16 protein-coding genes are annotated in these 17365 nt (G+C 60.4%); 1 reads left to right on the top strand and 15 read right to left on the bottom strand.

Features of this window, described 5'->3' with window-relative positions; all coding sequences use genetic code 11:
- The first annotated feature begins 106 nt into the window (after positions 1-106).
- Positions 107-835 (top strand): TetR/AcrR family transcriptional regulator, encoded by a 729-nt coding sequence (locus AC0L3K_RS19485; protein ID WP_473366665.1) that lies wholly within the window; start codon positions 107-109, stop codon positions 833-835.
- A 102-nt stretch (positions 836-937) separates the two neighbouring features.
- Here AC0L3K_RS19485 and AC0L3K_RS19480 read toward each other — a convergent pair whose 3' ends face one another.
- From AC0L3K_RS19480 to AC0L3K_RS19410, 15 genes are all read right to left on the bottom strand, one after another.
- On the bottom strand, positions 938-2329 hold the full coding sequence (locus AC0L3K_RS19480) for an aminotransferase-like domain-containing protein (RefSeq protein ID WP_473366664.1): 1392 nt from the start codon (positions 2327-2329) through the stop codon (positions 938-940).
- 36 nt (positions 2330-2365) lie between these two features.
- Positions 2366-3799, bottom strand: coding sequence for an NAD-dependent succinate-semialdehyde dehydrogenase (locus AC0L3K_RS19475; RefSeq protein WP_473366663.1), 1434 nt, complete (start codon positions 3797-3799; stop codon positions 2366-2368).
- Between the two features lie 229 nt (positions 3800-4028).
- Complete coding sequence (locus AC0L3K_RS19470) at positions 4029-4928, bottom strand: dihydrodipicolinate synthase family protein (RefSeq protein ID WP_473366662.1); 900 nt, start codon at positions 4926-4928, stop codon at positions 4029-4031.
- Between the two features lie 6 nt (positions 4929-4934).
- Positions 4935-5780 (bottom strand): amino acid ABC transporter ATP-binding protein, encoded by an 846-nt coding sequence (locus AC0L3K_RS19465; protein WP_473366716.1) that lies wholly within the window; start codon positions 5778-5780, stop codon positions 4935-4937.
- Positions 5780-6496 (bottom strand): amino acid ABC transporter permease, encoded by a 717-nt coding sequence (locus AC0L3K_RS19460; protein WP_473366661.1) that lies wholly within the window; start codon positions 6494-6496, stop codon positions 5780-5782. Before AC0L3K_RS19460 ends, AC0L3K_RS19465 begins: the two co-directional genes overlap by 1 nt.
- Positions 6447-7418, bottom strand: coding sequence for a proline racemase family protein (locus tag AC0L3K_RS19455; protein ID WP_473366660.1), 972 nt, complete (start codon positions 7416-7418; stop codon positions 6447-6449). Before AC0L3K_RS19455 ends, AC0L3K_RS19460 begins: the two co-directional genes overlap by 50 nt.
- Positions 7419-7420: 2 nt before the next feature.
- On the bottom strand, positions 7421-8263 hold the full coding sequence (locus AC0L3K_RS19450; RefSeq protein WP_473366659.1) for a transporter substrate-binding domain-containing protein: 843 nt from the start codon (positions 8261-8263) through the stop codon (positions 7421-7423).
- Between the two features lie 92 nt (positions 8264-8355).
- A complete protein-coding gene (locus AC0L3K_RS19445) occupies positions 8356-9648 on the bottom strand; it encodes an NAD(P)/FAD-dependent oxidoreductase (protein ID WP_473366658.1) in 1293 nt (430 codons plus the stop codon).
- 279 nt (positions 9649-9927) lie between these two features.
- The gene (locus tag AC0L3K_RS19440; RefSeq protein ID WP_473366657.1) at positions 9928-12093 is read right to left on the bottom strand and encodes a TonB-dependent receptor; all 2166 of its coding nucleotides are present in this window, start codon (positions 12091-12093) and stop codon (positions 9928-9930) included.
- Between the two features lie 230 nt (positions 12094-12323).
- Positions 12324-13037 (bottom strand): sulfite exporter TauE/SafE family protein, encoded by a 714-nt coding sequence (locus AC0L3K_RS19435; protein WP_473366656.1) that lies wholly within the window; start codon positions 13035-13037, stop codon positions 12324-12326.
- A gap of 106 nt (positions 13038-13143) precedes the next feature.
- Positions 13144-14124: a hydrogenase nickel incorporation protein HypB gene (hypB, locus tag AC0L3K_RS19430; RefSeq protein WP_473366655.1), complete on the bottom strand. Its 981-nt coding sequence runs from the start codon at positions 14122-14124 to the stop codon at positions 13144-13146.
- Complete coding sequence (locus AC0L3K_RS19425) at positions 14124-14465, bottom strand: hydrogenase maturation nickel metallochaperone HypA/HybF (RefSeq protein ID WP_473366654.1); 342 nt, start codon at positions 14463-14465, stop codon at positions 14124-14126. Before AC0L3K_RS19425 ends, hypB begins: the two co-directional genes overlap by 1 nt.
- A gap of 8 nt (positions 14466-14473) precedes the next feature.
- Positions 14474-15541, bottom strand: coding sequence for a hydrogenase expression/formation protein HypE (gene hypE, locus AC0L3K_RS19420; protein ID WP_473366653.1), 1068 nt, complete (start codon positions 15539-15541; stop codon positions 14474-14476).
- Entirely contained in the window at positions 15538-16668 is a 1131-nt protein-coding gene (gene hypD, locus AC0L3K_RS19415; protein WP_473366715.1) for a hydrogenase formation protein HypD, read from the bottom strand. The genes hypE and hypD overlap by 4 nt, the downstream gene beginning before the upstream one ends.
- Positions 16665-17357: a D-sedoheptulose-7-phosphate isomerase gene (locus tag AC0L3K_RS19410; RefSeq protein WP_473366652.1), complete on the bottom strand. Its 693-nt coding sequence runs from the start codon at positions 17355-17357 to the stop codon at positions 16665-16667. Before AC0L3K_RS19410 ends, hypD begins: the two co-directional genes overlap by 4 nt.
- Between the last annotated feature and the right edge of the window lie 8 nt (positions 17358-17365).

Genomic DNA, 17365 nt, shown 5'->3' with positions numbered 1-17365 from the left:
TGACTATAGTCATTTATTTCAGAAAATGGCAAGCTACGAATCGAGTGGCGTCTTTTTGCTCGTGATAACAGTCATGTAGCTGCAGGACAGACCAGGCGGAGATTGGATGTCGGCCGAGAGATCAGGAAACTCCAAGGGGTTGCGGCGCTTTCAGAAGCGCGCGCGCCAAGAAGCTGACAAGCGCGCTTTGCAGGCTCGAATCCTTGAAACAGCGCAAAAGGAGTTCGCGAGCGGCACACTTGAAACCGTTTCGATCCAGAAGATCGCGGATGCCCTCGGTTACTCGAAGGGCACGGTTCTCAAATACTTTCCGACCAAGATCCTGCTGCTGCTGGCAGTGAAGGAGAGGAATCTCGAGGAAATGGCGGATCGGCTCGACCAAGTCCGCGCGCTCCATTCCAGCGGTGAGGTCCGGCTGCGGCGTGTCATGGAGGCCTATATCGATTATTGGGTGGACAACCCCGATCATTTTCGATCGCTGTATTCGATGGCCGGGACAGTTGAGGACAGGCGTTTTCCCGACGGGGTTTATTTCGGTGAAACGGACATCGCACGAAAGGGCTACGGGCTATTTGTGACCTCGATGGCGGAGTATCTTTCCGAATTAGGGGTGGAGGCGACACCAAGGCTGACGGAGCGCCTCGCGACCGCCCTGCTATCGGCGGCGCATGGGGTGATCTCGCTGCCACTGGGGACACCAACGATGAAATGGCCGGATACTCGTGGCAATGGACGATTGGTCCTCGGCAGTCTGATCGACGCTTGGTCGGTGAAGATCAAAGCCGCTCGGTGCACCGAGACCTGGCCGAGAATTTCCATCGGTGATCTTCTTTAGTTCGGCAGCTCCTGCTTGGTGGCAGCCCGACCTATCCTCGCAGCCAAGAAATGGGCTGTCATTCTAAGGGATTCGCTGAGCGTACCGAAACGAGACGGACACCTACGCGACCGAAGCGACGTTTACTGGCCGGCGAGCCATAATGTCCCGAAGTATCTGAAGGTTATTGGAGAGTTCCTTAGGATCATTAGGGGCGCCAAGGCAGACGCGAATTGCGCCAGGATCCCCCTCTCCCACCGCTGAGGCGATGCGGGGGGTAACAAGTATCCCCCGTCCTCGCGCCGCCGCCGTAAATCGATCTGCGGACCACTCCTGCGGCAATGGCAACCATCCGTAGAAGGCTGGGAACTGAAGTTTTGCGGCATTGGGAAAAACGTCTAGGAACACCCGGTAACGCTCGTGCGCCTGGACGCGGCGCTCACGCAGAAGTTCTTCCAGCTTTCCGCTCTCAATCAACCGCACCACAGCCTCGCCTAGCATCGGAGCGACAAACCACGCAGAGGCGTGCAGGAGGAGCTCGGTTTGAGCGATGTAGGCCGGCGGGACTGTCAGTGTCCCTAGCCTGAAGGCTGGCGCAAGGCATTTGGAGTAGGACGTGACGTAGAATGTGCGGGCCGGCACCAATGAGGCGATCGGTACAGGACGCTCGGGGAAGAAAAAGCCATAAACGTCATCCTCTATGATGGCGAGATCGAGCTCCTCGGCGAGTTCAGCGATGCGCCGCCGGCGGGTAGGACTCATTGTGCGAGCCGTGGGGCTCTGCAACGTCGGCATGCAATAGAGCACTCGCGCTCGGGACGCCCGGCAGGCTTTTTTCAGCGCCTCAGGGTCCATCCCCTCCTCATCCATCTCCACGGGCACCAAATTGAGGTGGCTGGCAGCGGCGATGGCCTTGAAGCCGGAATAAGTCAAAGCATCCACCAAGACACTGTCGCCGGGCTTTGCGACGAGGCGCAGGGCGACATCGATCGCGTGCTGGGCGCCATTGCACAGAAACAGCCGTGCCGGTTCGACCGCAAAGGTGTTGTCAGACAGCGAGGCTGCGATTGTTTCACGATGCTGGGGAACGCCACCGTGAGGATGGTAGCCCAACAAGGGCGCAAGATCCGGCTCGCGCACCACCTCGCCAAACAACGCGGAGAGGACCTGCGTTTCGCTTCCTTGGGCAGGTACGTTCAGTGCTAAATTGACCGGTTCATGTCTTACCGTGGCCGCCTCGGCCTGCGCGGCGGAACGGCGCCGGACGAAGGTGCCCTGCCCGACATGTCCGCTGATGATGCCGCGTTGTTCGGCCTCCTGATAGGCTTTGCTGACGGTGCCGACCGACAGGCTGAGCTCTCGCGCCAGATCACGATGCGGCGGAAGGCGGTCGCCATCGCACAGCCGGCCGTCAGCGATGTCCCTCTCCAGAGCACTGACCAAGGCAAGGTAGCGCGGTCCCTCGGAGGCGAGTTTCCGCGGCCGCCAACCCGAAAATGTCCCACCCAAGCTCACGTCCCGCGCTCCTTTTCTTTTTGGTCTCATCGGCTGCTAGACATGAAGATGGCCGACGTATTTTCGTACCGTATAGGATTCTAAACCCTCAACGCCGCCCTCGCGACCCCAGCCGCTGTCGCCGATGCCGCCGAACGGAGTTTCGGGGATCGTCACCACCATCTGGTTGATGCCGATGACGCCGACCTCCAGCTTCTCCGCTATGCGGTTGGCGGTCGCGGCGGAGCGGGTGAAGGCATATCCGGCCAGACCGTAAGGCAACGCATTCGCCCGTGCGATGGCCTGTTCTAGATCGTCAACAGGTTGTACGAGCGCGAGGGGACCGAACGGCTCCTCTCGCATGGCCCTCGCTTTGTCGGGCATATCCGCCAGGATAGTTGGCCTGTACATCAGACCGGTCCCCTTCAGCCGTTCACCTCCGACGACAAGGCGGGCCGAATGCGATAACGCATCGGAGATCAGGTCGTCCATCGCAGCAACGCGGCGGGCGTTGGCGACAGGGCCGACAGTGGTGCCCTTTTGCATCCCATCGCCCACGACTTGTTTCTCCACGGCGGCACGAGCGTGTTCGAGGTACTCTTCATAGACCGAACGCTCGACGAAGAAGCGTGTCGGCGAGGTGCAAACCTGGCCAGTGTTGCGCAGCTTGATAGTCATGGAGAGCTCTGCCGCACGCGGGACGTCGGCGTCTTTCGCGACAATAACAGGCGCGTGGCCGCCGAGCTCCATTGTCGCCAGCGTCAACGTCTCTCCTGCTAAGCGAGCAAGATGGCGTCCGACTGCCGTCGATCCGGTGAAGGAGATCTTCCGGATCACGGGCGAACGAATGAGATACTCGGAGACGTCTGCCGGTGCACCGAACACCACGTTCAGAACGCCCTTGGGCAGTCCTGCATCGGTTAGGGCCCGTGCCAATTCTAGCGTCGTCCCCGGCGTTTCCTCGGCCGGCTTGATGATGCAGCTGCAACCAGCAGCAAGAGCTGGGGCGATCTTGCGCGCGGGCGTCACCGCCGGAAAGTTCCAGGGGGTGAAGCAAGCGACGGGGCCAACCGGCTCTTGTGTCACCGTCTGGCGCATATCGGGCAGGCGCGCGGGAATAACACGGCCATAGGTGCGCCGCCCCTCTTCTGCGAACCAATCAAAGAACTCTGCCGCGGCCGTGATCTCGCCTCTCGCTTCCGCCAGAGTCTTACCTTCCTCCAGGGTTAGCACCGTGGCGATGTGCTCCAGACGCTCGCGCATGAGATCAGCGGCGCGTCGCAGGATCTGCCCGCGTTCGTAAGGCGAGGTACGCTTCCAGCTCTCAAATGCCCGGCTTGCCGCCGCGATTGCGCGGTCAAGTTCTGGCTTTCCGGCGTGCGGCAGTGTGCCCAGAGGCTGTTCTGTAGCAGGATTGAGAACGACTTCACTCCCAGCGCCAGTTTCCGGGACCCATTCACCGTCGATAAGGAGTGCAAGTTTCGTATACATCTTCTATTCCTTGGAAGGCTGCGCTCAAATGCCAGCAGGCGGAGGCCCGATTGGACAGGCCCTTGCGTTTACGGGCTCGTTGATATTGGTGCGGTTACCAGCTGTGCATGCGAGTGCCCTGCAGCTGCTGGTCATCCCAACATCGGAAAACCCGCGCCTTCCATGGTGGGCTTCACCAGGAAATCGTGGATCCCTTGAATGTTGGAATGGGATCGCATGTTGCCGCACCTTAAGGTTTGGCCCAGCGGGCAAGACCGGCCTCGGCGATGATCTTGGCGATGGCCGCCTTCTGTTCGTCTGCCAGCGGCAGCAGCGGCAGGCGCGGGCTGCCCGCGTCGCGGCCAAGCTGGCTCATTGTCTCTTTGATCGCCGCATAGTAGGAGCCCGACTGGAAGCATCGATAGAAGGCGAAGACGTCACGGCCCAGGACACTTAACGTCTTATCGCCTGTGATGGCCTTGTCCCAGTAATCGCGGATCAAGGGCCCGGCGATTTGGTGCGCCATGGCGACCACCCCATGCGCGCCAACAGCGCGGGCTGGAACGATCATGGTCTCGTAGCCGACGAAGACGCGAAGTCTATCACCGACGCGCTGCACGAGTTCGCTGACCTGAGTAATGATTCCGGAGCTGTCCTTGATGGCGACGACCGTTGGCAGGTTGGACAGCTGCTCCACGAGAGCCGGGGTTATGTCGACGCCCGCGCGACGCGGGCTGTTGTAGAGCATCAGCGGCAGTGAGGTGTTGCGGGAAATATGCTCGAAGAAGGCCACGATCTCACGCGGGCTCGGCATGGCATAGATAGGTGGAAGAATCATGCCGCCCGCGCAGCCCGCAGCGACGGCCGACTGACACGCTTCCAGTACATCTTCGACACGCAGGTCGGCGACGCCTGCAAGGACGGGCACCCGGCCAGCCGCGTGGTCCACCGTCAACTTGTAAAGGCGCGCACGCTCAGCCTTGGTAAGCGCATAGAATTCCCCGGTGCTGCCCGCCGCTACGACGCCCTGCGCGCCATTGGCAATAGCCTCGTCGATAAGCGCCTTGTAGCGAGGCTCATTGATGGAGCCATCGGCTCCGAACGGAGTGACTAGAACGGGGAAGATACCGCCCCACTTTGTATCGGCCATGAGCTTTTATCCCTGGTTGGAAGATGTGGTGAGAGGTACGGCTGCCGGCGCTGCGAGCGGACCAAGAAGACGAGCCTGTTCGGTGAAGCGTCCGACGAAAGCTGCGAGCCGCAGATTGGCCTTCGACAGCAGGAGCTCACGGGGCGCGCCGCTGGCAGCAACAACGCCTTCGTCCATGAAGACCACCCGATCGGCCAACTCATAGGCAAAGCCGATCTCATGCGTAACGATGACCATGGTCATGCCCTCGGCGGCGAGCTGGCGAATTGCGGCGAGCACCTCGCCCACCAGTTCCGGATCCAGGGCCGATGTCGGCTCGTCGAACAACATGATGATGGGCTGCATGGCGAGTGCACGCGCGATGGCGACCCGCTGCTGCTGCCCGCCAGACAGCTGAGAAGGGTATTTATGCTCGGCGTCAGGAAGGCCCATGCGGGTGAGGAGCTCGCGCGCCCTCCCCTCGGCTTCGGGGCGGGGCATTTTCTTCACCACCACCGGGGCTTCGATAATGTTCTCCAGAGCCGTGCGGTGGGGAAAGAGGTTAAAGCTCTGAAACACCATGCCGGTCTTGATGCGGACGGCGCTGACCTGCCTGCCGGAGAGCTTCAGCCGCTCGCCGCCGGTGCTGCGGAAAAGAGGCGCGCCCTCAATGATGATCTCGCCCTGGTCTGGCTCCATCAAGAGGTTCATGCAGCGCAGCAGCGACGTCTTGCCTGAGCCGCTCGCGCCGATCAGACAGACCACCTCTCCGCGATGGACGTCGAGGTCGACGCCGCGTAGCACATGATTATTCCCGTAGGACTTCTCGATCCCGCGTACGCTCAATACGATTTCGGTGGATGTTGCGCTCATCACGCGGCCTCCTTGCGTTCGAACCGGCGCGAGAGAGCGCTCAGCGGGAACAGCATGAGGATGAAAACGGCGCCGATGACAGTGTAGACCTCCATCGGCCGGTAGGTGAAGCTCGCAATATAGCCGGCTTGATAGAGCAGATCAGGAATCGTCAGGACTGACAGAAGCGTCGTGTTTTTGAGCTGCATGATGGTCTGTCCCATCAGCGGCGGCACCATGCGGCGCAGTGCCTGCGGCAAGATGATCCTCTTCATGCGCTGCACATAGCCCATACCCAATGCAATCGCGGCGTCAGTCTGGCCACGGTCGATAGATTGGACTCCGGCGCGCAGGATCTCGGCATAGAAGCCGCTGGCGTAGAACCCTAGACCGAGGATGCCCGCAGTCTCTTTGCCGATCTGGATCTGAAGAAAGATTGGCAGCGCATAATAGGTCCACATCAGCAAGACCAGAAGCGGGATGTTACGGAAGAACTCGACCCAGATTCGGCCGGCCCAGCGCACGAGCGGCCAAGGCGTGAGCTGAAGGAGCGCCACAAAAAGACCCATCGCGAGCCCGATGGCGCAGGTGTAAACCGTGTATTTAACGGTGACGAGCAGGCCGTAGGCTAGAATGTCCCAATTCGCAAAGACGATGGACGGGTCGAATTTCATGGCGCTCTCTCCGTCAAATGGGAAGGAAGCCGGCGGGCAGCGGATCGCCTGTTTCCAGGACAAGGGTGGAAAAGGCCGTGACATGGGCCATGCCCCGAACCTCCGGAATTACGGCGGGCATGCCGTCACCAGCCGTGGTCAAGCCTGCTATCCTGCCTTCAAAGGGCACGCCCAGGACGTTTTCGGCCCGGTAGGAGGCGCCTACAGCCAGCTGCCCACGGGCGCTGAGCTGCGCAAGCCTGGCGGACGTGCCGGTCCCACAAGGCGAACGGTCGAATTTGTTGCCTGCCAAAACGACCAGATGCTGCGCGCCGCCTTCGACAGAATGATAAAAAAGAACGCTGTCAACCTGATGAACGGTGCTCCCGGAATTTAGCGCTTCCTTGATCGCAATTCCCGCGCCGCACCACCTGCTGGCATGTCCAATGTGGAAGGGAAGATCGATTTGGTCAGCCTCGACGAGGGCATAGGTGATTCCGCTATAAGCAACATCGCAGATGACCGTGCCGAGTCCTTCGACCTCTGAAACGATATCGCGGGCGAGAACGAATGAGGGCACGTTGCGTAACAGAACAGAAGCTAGCCGCCCTGCCTCGAACGTGCCGGTCACATGGACCACACCTGCCGGAGTCTCGATTGACATGCCGTTCTGTTCAAAGCCTGGCGGCAGCGCTCCTACAGCCGCCAGACTTGCGATGTAGCCGATGGTGGCATGACCGCACATGTCCGCGTAGACGTAAGAGAAAATGAAGAACAGTCCCTGATCTGCCTCGCGGGAGGACACGGGAATTGCCGCCGCCATTGCGGCGTGCCCGCGCGGCTCGTGTAGCAGTAGCGTCCTCAAGTCATCGTGAGTATCGCGGAAATAGTCCCGCTGCTCGCGCACGCTGCGCCCACGTAGCGAAGGAATGCCCGCGGTCACTGTGCGAGTGGGATGCCCCGCGGTATGGCTGTCAATGACAGTGAACAGACGGCTTGTACGCATGGTCAGCAATACTTGCCGGACTGAGGAACTACCTTCATGTCGATGCCGCGATCGAGCATGTAGCGGGTAATGCGCGAGCAGGCCAAGCCCAATGAATTTTGCTGGGACATCCAGTTGGCCAGGAAATTGGCGTAGCCCTCATTGCCGGCTTCGCGGCGGATACCGATCGTCGCCGGGTTGCGCAGCACGGGCGTGGGCACCACGGCTTTCCCAACCCCCTTGGAGTCGAGGAGCGCAGCGTCTTGGTCAGCAATGATTATGGCGTCGACCTTGCCTGATTGTAATTCCAGCACCGCCTGGTCGCGGCTGGGCACGGCCACGATTGTGGAGTTTGGGATCACCGATTCGGCGATCACCTGCATGGTGCCGCCCTTCTGCACGGCGACGCGCACTTCCTTTTTGTCCATCTCGCGCCAAGTTTTGGGCGCGAAGCCAGGACGCGCAACAAGCGCCCAAACGCCCTCGACAATAGCGCCGGGCACATAGTCGATGACGAGGCCGCGGCGAGGATTGGGATTCAGTGCCACAGCAAGGTCAATCTTGCCGGCCTGGAAGTCGGCTGCGAGATTACCCCAGCTTGTCTCGTAGTATTCGATCTGCACGCCCAACAGACTGGCGATATCCTTGCCCCAATCTACGAAGAATCCGCTCCACTCACCGGTGCGCGGATCCTTGATGTAGCCAGGCTCCTCCGCGACCATGACCGGAAATTTGAGCTTGCCGCTCGCCTTGATGCGCTCGAGCACCAGGGACGGGTTCTCGGCTCGAGCCGGCACCGAGGCTGGCCCAAACAGCGCGGCCGCCCCAATAACAGCACCGATGACAGCACATATCCAGCGACTCATTGGGATCTCCTCATATTGACCTATGTCAATTCACAGATTGGACCATATCATCTGTGCCGGACGGCGCAAGGTCAAACTGCGCGACTCGACCATTATCGGATGCGATAAGGCGCGTTTGAAATCCGGACAGGGCGGCCCGCGACAAGGTCGGAGATAATGGCTGCTGTCATGGGGGCGCCGCTGATACCCATGTGACCGTGGCCAGTGGCGAACAGGACGGCGTCGTGCCGCGGATGGCGAGCGATGATCGGCAGGCTATCGGGGGTCGATGGCCTTACGCCCATCCAGTCACACACCTGAGTAATGGAAATGTCCGGCAGCATCGCGCGCGCGTATGCCTGCAGCTTCTTGTTTTGCTTCGGATTGCGCGCCGCGCCTGGGGCATCGAATTCGGCGATGCCAACGATGCGCAGACCCTCCTGCAGCGGTGTAGCAACGAAGGCGGATGCCGCATCTGTGACCGGGCGGCTGATGCCGCCTGAAGTGCCAGGGATGGTGATGTGATAGCCACGCTCGCTGGCCAGCGACAGGGAAACTCCCAGAGCGTGCGCCAGATTGCGGCTGGCAATACCCGCCGCGATAACCACTGTGTCGCAGCGGTGAGCGCCGGTGCTCGTGTGCAGCGTTACACCTTCGGTGCAGGGCTCTATGGCTAGAACCCGCCCCGCCCAGATGGAAGCTCCGAGTGCTGCGGCTCGAGCCATTAGACCCTCCACCAGCGCCGGAGGTGAAGTCACATAGCCACTGCCCGGGAAGAAGATCCCGCGCTTGTAGCCGTGGGACAAAGCCGGCTCCAACTCCCGCAATTGCTCCCGGTTCAGCCTCTCAAAAGGCACCCCATGCTTCGCCCGCATTCTGTCCACCCGCTCATCGAGCGAGCTCGGCGATACGTCACGCCATACATGCAGGGCACCGCTTGGACGGAATAATCTCTGCCACTCGGTCTCGCCGAGCACGTCGCGGTAGAGAGCGGAGCATGGCTGGTTGAGAGCGTGCAGGGCGTCATACGCCGTCTCCCAAGCCTGAGCGCGTCCAGTGCGCAGGAACTTGAATAGCCAAGGCAGCGTGCGCGGCAACTCTCGCGGGGCAAGACGCACTGGACCATCGGCATCGGCGAACCACCGCAGCGCACGCCACATCACGCCGGGATAAGCCATCGGCAGAGCCGATCCCGCATTGTACTGTGCGCCGTTGCCCCAAGAGCAGCCATGACCGATCCGGCTCTCCTCGACTACGGTGACACGGTGCCCTTCCCGCGCCAGCATGAGCGCGCAACTCACGCCAATGACGCCCCCGCCGATGACTGCAACCGTGCGGTATTCAGCCATATGATGTCTCCTATCGCCACCCGCCGGGTCCAGTGTATCAATATTGGCATGGTACAATATGGTAATCGAGAGTCAATTGACCTATTGCAATAGTGGCGCTCACGGCGTGCGCGCTTAAGGTGTCAAGCTTACTGACGGGGGACGGTATGTCCTACCGCCTGACACCTCGCGCTGGGCGCGCGCCTATAATGACGTGGACCATGGGACGCCCGTTTAGCCGGCGCTCAAATGAGCCCGGCCTGATGTTCCGGCATCTATCCAGGGGCAACTTATCCGCGGGATCGTGCGTTGAATGGTCTTGGTGCTTTCTGTACCGCGCAACTTCCAATGCAGCGTTCACCATCGCCCAGCCAAGGTTATCCGCATCGCGCGAGGTTCGGCCGGATGCACGTGACGATCCGCTAGGCCGCCGATCGGTTCCCCAGGCAGACGCGACAGATAGTAATATTCGATCTGGTTAGTCTGGGCGTCGAACAGATTGAGTACGTCCAGCACTAGCCGCATGCCGTTGTTAAATCGGTAGCCGGCGCGCGCATTGAAGATCAGCGAGGAAGCTGAATGAACGGTATCGTCCTCGATCAATGGCCGCGAACCGAAATAGCGTAGCTTCAGCGCGCCGAACCAGCCGGTCTCACCGCCCGCGGTGACGCTGCCGCTAGCGATCCAGGCCGGCGCACCGGGAATGCGGTCGCCCACAGGATCAAAATCGGTGAAGCGCGCTCGCGTATAGGCAAGATCAAGGTCGAGGGTGAGCCAGGGCGCGGCCTTATAGCTATTGGTCCACTCCGCACCGGCGCGGCGGCTGGGGCGGCTCGGTTCGGTCGTGCCCGCGTCCCCGACGAACAGGAGTTCTGAATCAAAGTCGAGCACAAAGACTGCGAGCGAACTGGTAAGCCTGTCGATCGCCTTTGTGCGGATACCGAGCTCAGCGCCCCGCGAGCGCACAAGAAGGGGCACGCGACCGAGGGGGCTTACCTTGTCGTTTGGATCGACGGTAATGGTCGCGCCGCGGACATCATTGCTGTGCAGCCCATACCCGGCGTTCCCGTAGAACTCTGTCTTGAACCACGGGCCAAAGACAACACCGGCTTTCGGGCTCATCATTGAGGCCTGCGCCTTGCCGGAATTCTGGGGCGTATCGCTGAGAACGCGTCCGGCAAAGATATCCTCGCGAATTCCAACCGTGGTGCGCAACCAATCGGTCCATCGTGTGGTGCTATCTATCCAGACGCCCGCATTCCCTTGCTGCACGTGATCCGCCCGGACGGTCGAAAGCCATGCGCGCTGCTCGGTCTTGAACAGGCCGACCTGGATATCGTCCTCGCGGCCCTGCACACCGATCCGAGTTTGTGTCTCGCTCCCCCAGAAACGCCAGTCGAAAGCGTGCCGGGCATCGAAGCCGGCCAACACGCGGCGATCGCGCTGGCTGAACTGGTCGCCATTGAGCGGGTTTTCGAGGACATACGTGAAATTGTTAAAGAGCTGCAGGTCGGAGCGGATCACATAGGCGCTGATATTACTCTGCCCAAATTCGCTTGAACGGGCCCAATTGCTGGACAGGCTGAAACGGCTTGAGGTGCCGCCGTCGGTTGGGTCAAGTGAGCCGAAGCGGCCGATAACTCCCAGATCTATGGCGCGCTGCGCGATCTGGTCGCTCGAATTCCAACCATTTGAGTAGGCCATTCCAGTGAGGGTGAACCCATCGGTTGAGGTGCCCTGGCTAAAACGCAGCATGCCGTTGGCCTTGCGAACATTGTCCGGCACGTCCCAAGGGCCGTCGTATTTGTTGCCGTCGACCGCCGCTAGCAGAGTTCCGTCCCCGACCGCGGTCGAACTGGCAGCCAGTGCACGGCGGTAACCGAAACTGCCGAACGTCATCTCAGCGATGTTACTTGGCAGCTTGTTAATGTAGTCGATCCCGACTGCGCCGGCGGAGCCTAAGTCGCCGACGTCGGCGAAGTATGGACCCTTGCGGACATTCACCGAGTAAATTAGCTCGGGAATCAGGAAATTGATGTCGGCGTAGCCCTGCCCATGGCCGTGCGTCGGCATGTTGACCGGCATGCCATCGACGCTGATCGCGAGATCAGTGCCGTGATCCAAATTGAAGCCGCGAAGAAAATATTGGTTCGCTTTGCCTTCGCCGGAATGCTGCGTGACAATCAGTCCGGGTACGAGTTCCAGCGCCTCGCCTGGCCGCGAAAATGGAATCGCGTTTACCTGCTCGCCGCTGAAATGCATCGCGCTCGCGGCGGCAGGCTGAAGAGCGGCGCCCTCGGACGATGCCGCAGGAATGATCTGGTTGCTGCCGGCGGTCGTCGTTTCCGTCTGATTGGAGCCGATCGCACGCTTGATCCGCGCCTCCCTGTTGCGCGACGGATTTGGCCCGGCGGTTCGCTTCGCCGGTGCAACTCCCGGCGATGTCACCGTGACCGGTGGAAGCTGGGTGAGCTGCGCGGCCGGAAGCTCTTGCGCGGCTGATGGTTCGGCCTGCCCAATCATGGCAGCGAGGGTTCCACAGCAGAGCAACGTCCATGGCGACTTGAAGACGCGTTTCCTTCTGGCAGAGCTGAGATCCTGCGCAGCCCTGGCGCAACGAGCGTCTCTGCATTCCCTAAGGATTGCGATAAGGATCGATCGATCACGATTGGAAGCGCGGACACGCGGGAGACAAGTTCGCAATCCCCGCATCGTTGCCTGCCCCGTCGCGCAAAGTCAAAAAGTGAATACTGTCAGCTCATCGCGAAATTGTAGGCGAACGCCGTTGTACAGATTGTCAGTGCTCCGATCGCTGTGGTGACGACGCCGACAAAGGCTTGGAGCGCATGATTGGTCCAGGTCAGCCAGCGAGCCGAAATTGCAAGCGGCACCGCGATGACTATGGACAGGCAACCCATTCCAAACATCGATCCGATGCCAAAGAGCCCGACATACATCATTCCGTAGACCGGATTTGCGATCTGCGACACGGCAAGCACAAGCAATGCCGCTGAACCGGCAATTCCATGCGCAAGGCCTACCAGCAAGGAACGCCAGCGAAACCCGTGCACATGCGTGTGCGTGCTTTTTTGGTGGATCAAGGTCTCATGCCGGTGGCTATGGACGTGGCTGTGCTTTGTTCCGTCGCTATGTCCATGGTGATGAAAGTGAAGGCGATCACGCCAAAGCTTCCAGAGCACATTGAGCCCGAGGCCGATCAACATCACGCCGACGGCGCTTTCGAGCGGTCGCGCGAGGGTTTCTGGAATTGCGTGACCCAGCAGGACGGCCAAGCCGGCGAAGATGAACAGGGCCAGCGTGTGTCCAAGCCCCCAGGTCAGCCCGTGCTTGATGATATCGCCAACGTGAGTGCGCCGCGCTGCGATACTGGAGACCGCCGCAATATGGTCCGGTTCGAGCGCGTGCTGCATCCCGAGGATAAATCCCAGCCCTAGAATCCCCAACATCCGCGCCCCCCTTGCTCTTCCGGCACACGTAGCCAGTCGCGTTCCACCCGGCCCGCGCTCGCACAACAATGAAAGTTACCGCAGACTGGGTCCGGCTCTCCTGGACCTAAGCGAAAGCGGCCTCTCCGGCCTTATTCAGTTCGACCCGCAACCAAGCGTACCACTCGGGAAGTCCCTCGCCAGTTCGTGCTGAAACCTGAAACACGGTGATGTCCGGGTTGACAGTCCGGGCGTTGGTAATCGCCTGCGAGACGTCGAAGTCGACATGCGGCAACAGATCGACCTTGTTTAAGATCATGATCTCCGCAGCACGGAACATGTGCGGATATTTCAGCGGCTTGTCTTCGCCCTCGGTCACCGAGAGGATTACAACCTTGGCACGCTCGCCCAGATCGAACATCGAAGGACAAACCAGATTGCCGACATTCTCGATCATCACCACCGATCCCGCTGCGGGTTGCAGTTCGCGCAACCCGCGCGCAACCATGTCGGCCTCGAGATGGCATCCCGTGCCCGTGTTGACTTGCACTGCCGGCGCTCCGGCCGCCCGAATACGCTCGCCGTCATTGGCGGTCGCCTGATCGCCCTCGACGACGTAGATCTTTAGCGCGAGGTGTAGGTCGCGAATGGTGTGCTCCAGGAGCGTCGTCTTGCCCGAACCCGGCGAGCTGACCAGATTGAGCGCGAGGATTTCGCGACCTGCAAACCATGCGCGGTTTTTAGCAGCCAGCCCATCGTTCCTGGCGAGGATACGTGTTTCCAGCTCGATCACACTGCTCCCAGCGTGATCGTGTCGATGCTGCCCGCTGTGATCATCGTGGGCTGCATGACTGTGGCTGTGACGCGTGCCATCGGCGTGGACATGTTCGTAGACATGGTCATGGCCCTGGAGATCGTCATGGGCATGATGGTGATCGCGACTGTGCCTGACACCATCGCCAGGCAAAGGATCATGTTGGTGGTGATGCGCGTGCTCATGGCCGTGATCGCCATCATGTGAATGGCCGCTCATATCGATTTCTTTCCCGGTCTGAAGGTTAAGGACGGTGGCGCCTCGCTTGTCCCCGCATCCGCAATGACCGCACATCAGGCGACCTCCTCTCCCAGTTCCATGCTCTTGATGTTTAATTCCTCCCCCTGCAATCGCGTCAGGCGTCGCGAACCGCATCTGCAGGCAGTGAACAGCGTCGGAGTCGGCAGCTCCAACCCACAGGAATCGCAGCGGGCGCGTCCCTCAATCTTTCTGATCTCCAGCGCTGCGCCTTCCAGCATCGTTCCCCGGGCAACCGTCTCGAAGCAGAAGGCGATTGCGTCCGGCATCACGCCGGACAATTCGCCTACATCAAGATTGACGCGGCGGACCCGACGGCCCTTCGCGGCGTCGCCCACGATTGCGACAATGTTTCGGGTAATGCCTAACTCGTGCATGAGCGGCCTCAACAAATCCGCGGCAACTGCTCGCCCACCAGCATGTCAACGATTCGTTGTCCGCCAAAAACGGTGCGCATGGTGACGCGCCCTGGTTCTCCGCGATTGACCCGGCCGACGATTGCTGCTCTCCCACCCAGCGGGTGCGCCCGCATAGCTGAAAGTGCTGCGTCGCCTTCTTCCGGAGGTACGATCACCACGATCTTCCCCTCATTTGCGAGATAAAGCGGATCAAGGCCGAGTATTTCGCAAAACGCCTTCACTTCCTCGCGAATAGGAGTGGCACGCTCGTCGATTTCTATCGCAACCTGGGAGGCCTCGGCGATCTCGTTGAGTACGGTCGCCAATCCGCCGCGTGTCGCATCGCGCATGAATCGAACTTCGGGCGCCGCCTCTAGAAGAGTCTCGATCAGACCGTGAAGGCAAGCGCAATCGCTTTCAATCGTTGTATCAAGCGCCATGTCCCCGCGAGCGCACAAAATCGCTGCGCCGTGGTCGCCGAGCAGACCATTGACTATCACCACATCGCCTGGCCTGGCGTTGCCGACTTCGAGTTCGAGGTCTCTGCGGATCACGCCGATCCCCGTCGTTGTGATGAACAGCTTGTCGCACGCGCCACGTTGCACCACCTTGGTGTCGCCGGTGGAGATGACAACGCCGGCTGCTTGGGCGGTCGTTGCCATCGAGCGCGCAACTTGGCGCAAGAGATCGATGCTCGTCCCCTCCTCGATGATCACTGCACACGATAAATATAGCGGCTTCGCTCCACCGACCGCGAGGTCGTTGACCGTGCCGCAAACCGCAAGTTCTCCAATGTCGCCGCCAGGGAAGAATAACGGATCAACCACAAAGGAGTCCGTCGTGAAAGCGAGCCGGTCTCCATAGCCAGCCAGTTCGGCCAGGCTGAACCGAGCCTGATCTTCGAGGGGCGCGAGCGAACGATTGTCGAAAGCCGCGACGAACACGTCGTCGATCAGATCCTTCATTGCCTTGCCTCCACCACCGTGGGCAAGCGTGACCTTATCGACACTGACTTTGCCGAGCTTGCGAGCATGAATGAACGGCGCGACGTTCATACTGCCTCCTTGTAGCTCTTCTGGCCGCCATATTGGTAATAAGCTGCACAGGCGCCCTCGGACGAGACCATCAGCGACCCGAGCGGCATCTCCGGCGTACATGCCGAGCCGAATACTTTGCACTGCCACGGCTTGATAACGCCCTTGAGCACCTCGCCGCACTGGCACGACTTCGGATCGGCGATCTTTAAGTTGGGGATGGGGAACTTTTGCTCAGCGTCGTAGCCAGCGTACGTTTCGCGTAGCTTGACACCGGAGTGGTCGATCGAGCCAAGCCCGCGCCATTCGAAGAACTCACGCAGTTCGTAGACGCGTGAGACCGCTTGCAGCGCGGCTGCATTTCCGCCATCCGGAACGATGCGGGCGTACTGATTTTCGACCTCGCTGCGGCCGTCCTTGATCTGCTTCAACATCATCCAGATGGACTGAAGGATATCGAGCGGCTCAAAACCGGCCACCACCATCGGCTTTCGGTAGAACTTGGCGATGAATTCGTAGGGCGCTGTGCCGATCACCATTGAGACGTGACCGGGTCCAAGGAAGCCATCGAGCTGGAGGCCCGGGCTGTCCAGGATCGCCTTGATTGTGGGAACAATGGTGATGTGATTGCAGAACACGGAGAAGTTGGTAATTCCCTCGGCTTCCGCCTGCAGGACAGTCAGCGCCGTCGATGGCATCGTGGTCTCGAACCCGAGCCCGAAGAAAACGACATCGCGATCCCTGTTCTTGCGGGCAAGCGCAAGCGCGTCCATCGGCGAATAGACCATCCGGACGTCGGCACCATCGGCCTTCGCCTGCAGCAGGCTCTTCTTCGAACCCGGAACCCGCATGGCGTCGCCGAAAGTTGCAAAGATGACGCCAGGGTTCTCTGCAATCGACACGCAATCATCCACGCGTCCCATGGGCAATACGCAAACCGGGCAGCCCGGTCCATGGATCAGTTCGATCTCCTTGGGCAACATGCCCTCGAGGCCGTAGCGGAAGATTGAATGCGTGTGACCGCCACAGACCTCCATGATATAAATTGGCCTGTCGGGCGGCAGCGTCATGGTTGAGACTAGCGCTTCGATTTCCCGGACCAGGAAGCCGGCCTTTTCAGAATCGCGAAATTCATCGACATATTTCATGCTGCGGCCCCCTTCGTGGTGGCTGATCCGCGATCGTCCGCCAGTAGGGTGTGCACGAGATCCCACAAGATGTGATACGCCGCCACGTGACATTCCTGGACGCGGTGGATGGATGTCGTTGGCACCACCAGGCAGAAGTCGACCAGACCTGATGATCTCATCTTGCCGCCTTCGCCCCCGGCAAGACCGATCGTGAGAATGCCGATTTCCTTGGCCTTGGCGAACGCAGCCATCAGATTGGTAGAATTGCCGCTCGTGGAGATGCCAACCAGCGCGTCACCGGCTTTTCCCTGTGCCAGCAGCTGACGGACAAAGACGTGCTCGAAGCCGAGATCGTTGCCAACGGCGGAGATCATTGCGAGGTCCGCAACGAGATTAGTCGCGGCGAGTGCCGGCCGGCCTGCAGTGATGGGGTGAACAAATTCCACGGCCACATGGGAAGCATCGCAACTCGACCCGCCATTGCCCATCGAGAACAGCCGACCGCCCTGCCGGTAGACGTGGGCCAGGGCCTTGGCGGCGGCAACCAGAACCGGCCCCTGCTCGTCGAAGAAGCGGGAGTTGGTCTCGCGGGAATCGCGAGCTTTCTCATTGACGGAATGCAGGAGTGCCACGTCTAACCGCTCCGGTGACTGAGGTTGTCCGTGCAAAAATGGGTAAAGTGCCGTGAGATCGCTCTCGTTGGACATGGTGAGAC

Source organism: Bradyrhizobium sp. MI1.10 (genome assembly GCF_055811035.1).
Note: the sequence above shows the minus strand (reverse complement) of the source record. Positions and strands in the feature narration are given on the sequence as shown.